At 74.8% G+C, this 2,343-nt stretch carries 4 protein-coding genes; 3 read left to right on the forward strand and 1 reads right to left on the reverse strand.

Annotated features, from left to right (window positions below):
• Positions 1-291: 291 nt before the first annotated feature.
• Together H5J33_RS31485 and H5J33_RS31490 are read left to right on the forward strand one after the other, a co-directional pair.
• Positions 292-507, forward strand: coding sequence for a hypothetical protein (locus H5J33_RS31485; protein WP_181798161.1), 216 nt, complete (start codon positions 292-294; stop codon positions 505-507).
• 63 nt (positions 508-570) lie between these two features.
• Positions 571-996, forward strand: a complete 426-nt coding sequence (locus H5J33_RS31490) for a pyridoxamine 5'-phosphate oxidase family protein (protein WP_181798162.1) — start codon at positions 571-573, stop codon at positions 994-996.
• Positions 997-1,067: 71 nt separating this feature from the next.
• Here H5J33_RS31490 and H5J33_RS31495 read toward each other — a convergent pair whose 3' ends face one another.
• Positions 1,068-1,955, reverse strand: coding sequence for an SDR family oxidoreductase (locus H5J33_RS31495; RefSeq protein ID WP_181798163.1), 888 nt, complete (start codon positions 1,953-1,955; stop codon positions 1,068-1,070).
• 71 nt (positions 1,956-2,026) lie between these two features.
• Here H5J33_RS31495 and H5J33_RS31500 point away from each other — a divergent pair.
• Positions 2,027-2,343: LysR family transcriptional regulator (locus H5J33_RS31500; protein ID WP_181798164.1), on the forward strand; the 317-nt coding region annotated here is incomplete at its 3' end.

Genomic DNA, 2,343 nt, shown 5'->3' on the forward strand with positions numbered 1-2,343 from the left:
CGCGGCGCTCTCGTCACCGCGCTGGGCGCCGCGCTGGCCGGCATGGCGGCCTCCCTGGCCCTCGCGGTGTTCGACTGGTGGCGCGACCGGCGGCGCACACCGCACCGGAAGTGTCCGGACGAGGTCGCCAACGCGCCCGTGCACGCCCGGCACACCTGAGGAGCGCCGCGGGGAGCCGGGACCGGCGGCAGGGCCATCAGGGTGGTCCGGGCCCGTGTCGGGCGGCGGGCGCGCGCACCGTTGGCCATGCTGGCCGGGAGCGGCACCCCTCGCGGCGACAAGGAGCACGGCATGCCGACGGACCCGGTCGAACGATTCCTGGCGGCACTGGATCCCGGCCATCGGGAGGCCGTCGGCGCGCGGCCACGCGAGGAGCAGGAGCGGCTCGCGGCGGCCTGGACGCGGGAGCTGGAGACGGACGACGAACTGGACACCCTGGACGAGCTGTCCCCGCCGGCGGCGGAGGCCGAGGCGGCCCGCCGGGTCCTGGAGCGCGACGCCGGCTGACGCGCCCCCGCGCGGCGCCGACGGGCTGTTGTCCGTACCGGGACGGCGGGTTAGGGTCGGCCGGTGGCACTCTCGAAGCGAGAACGCGAGCTGTTCCTGGCGGAGCCGCACATCGGCGCGCTGTCGGTCGCCGAACACCCTGACCGCGCCCCGCTGACGGTTCCCATCTGGTACCAGTACACGCCGGGCGGCGACCTGTGGGTGCGTACCGGTCCCGATTCCCGCAAGGGGCGGGCGATCCGCGCGGCGGGGCGCTTCAGCCTGATGGTGCAGCGCACCGAACCGACCGTGCGCTACGTGTCCGTGGAGGGCCCGGTCGTCGCGACGGCCCCGGACCGTCCCGAACTGTCCTGGGAGATGGCCGCGCGATACCTCCCCGAGGACAAGGTCGCCGCCTTCGTGGAGTACGACCGGACCCGGCTCGGCGAGCACTTCATCGTCACCATGCGTCCCGAGCACTGGGTGTCCGCCGACCTCGGAGCCCTCTGAACCCGCCCGGCCGCCGCGCATCGGGGCGCCCGGTGACACCGCCGGGCCGCGGTCGCACGATGCCCTGGCGGTCAGGGGGTGAGCAGCCGCTCCTGTTCCACCGGGGGCGTGCCGTCGTACCAGGACAGCGCCTTGCCGAAGCGGACCAGCTCGCCGTGGTGGGCCGGGTCGACGCCCTCGGCGAAGACCAGGTCGAGCACGGCCCGGGCGGCCTGGGCCGGTGACTGGGCCTGACTGTAGTCGGTGAACCAGGGGCGCGAGGTGGCGGTGTCGATCATGCCGGGGCACACGGCCGCGACGAGCGTGCCGGTGGCGAGGTCGCGCTCGCGGCGTTCCGCGGCGGCCGCGCGGACGGCGGCGACCTGGGCCACCTTCGAGGGCACGTTCAGCCAGACCGGCCAGCCGGCCTCCCGTGCCGTGCCGTCGTGGATCGCGCGGCGCCAGGACTCGACGGCGTGCTCCACCTGGTCGAGGGTCACGCCGTCGAACAGGTGGTGCAGCCGGGGGTCGAGACGGCCGAGGGTGCCCAGGCTGCTGGCCACGACGAGCAGCCGGCCGCCGGGCCGCAGGTCGGGACCGAAGTGGCGCAGGATGGCGTGGGTGGCGGTGTTGGAGACGTCGATGACCTCGTCGGCCCGCGCGGCCTGCGACTCCTCGGGCAGCACCCGGGTGACGGCGTTGGACAGGACGATGTCCACGCCGCCGTGCCGCTCCCGCAGCTCTTCGGCGAGGCGGGCGATGGCGTCGGTGCGGGCGACGTCCAGCACCCGGCCCTCGACCCGGGCCCGGGTACCGGGCAGCCCGGCGACCTCGCGGGCGGCGTCCGACACCCGGCGCCGGTCGCGGCCGGTGAGCAGGACCAGGTCCTGCGGGGCCATCCGGGCCGCGAGTCCTTCGACGAGGGCACGGCCGAGTCCTTGGTTGGCGCCCGTGACGAGGGCGACGCGTGGGGTGTTCATGACTGCCACGCTAGAAACCCGGCGACCATGAGTCCAACGAAAGTCACGCACCGCTAGTATGCGTGAACGTCATGGACTTCACGGATGTGTCACTGACCGCGCTGCGGGTGTTCCGCGCGGTGGCCGAACAGGGGACCTTCACCGCCGCCGCGGCGTCGCTGGGCTACACCCAGTCGGCGGTGTCCCGGCAGATCGCCGCCATCGAGCGGGCCGCCGGCGCGGAGCTGCTGGAGCGGCGGCGCGACGGAGTGCGGCTCACGGCGGCCGGCCGGGTGGTGATGCGCCGCGCGACGGTGGTGCTGGACGAGATCGAGGCGACCGCGAGAGAGCTGTCCGGGCTGCCCGGACAGCTCTCTCGCGGTCGCCTCAATCTCGTCCTCGGCTGCGG

The sequence above is a fragment of the Streptomyces sp. WELS2 genome (assembly GCF_013870595.1).
Taxonomy (GTDB): Bacteria; Actinomycetota; Actinomycetes; order Streptomycetales; family Streptomycetaceae; genus Streptomyces.